The 285-nt window shown below is 68.8% G+C and carries 1 protein-coding gene; it reads left to right on the top strand.

The window, feature by feature from the left end; translation table 11 throughout:
- Nucleotides 1-285: FAD-dependent oxidoreductase (locus tag EN818_RS32200; protein WP_135906769.1), on the top strand; the 285-nt coding region annotated here is incomplete at both ends.

Here is a 285-nt window from a genome sequence, read left to right as displayed (position 1 = left end):
CGCCATGGCCGAATGGAAGCGTTTGGCGGGCGAGTTGCCTGGACTGCCGCTAGCCTGGTGCGGCGGACTGTGCTTCGACCTGCCGCCGGACAGGCTCGAAGCCTTTGCGGCCGAACACTCGTCATGGGGCTACGGCATCGAGCGCGTCGGCCGTGATCGGGTGGCCCGCATCGAGCCCAATCTTGCCGAGCTTCCGGAGCTTGCGCTCTATGTGGCGGAGGAAGGCGTCGCCGAGCCGGCAGCAACCGCCAAGACGCTGCTGGCGGATGCCGAACGGCTCGGCGC

The organism is Mesorhizobium sp. M3A.F.Ca.ET.175.01.1.1 (assembly GCF_004791945.1).
Taxonomy (GTDB): Bacteria; Pseudomonadota; Alphaproteobacteria; order Rhizobiales; family Rhizobiaceae; genus Mesorhizobium.
Note: the sequence above shows the minus strand (reverse complement) of the source record. Positions and strands in the feature narration are given on the sequence as shown.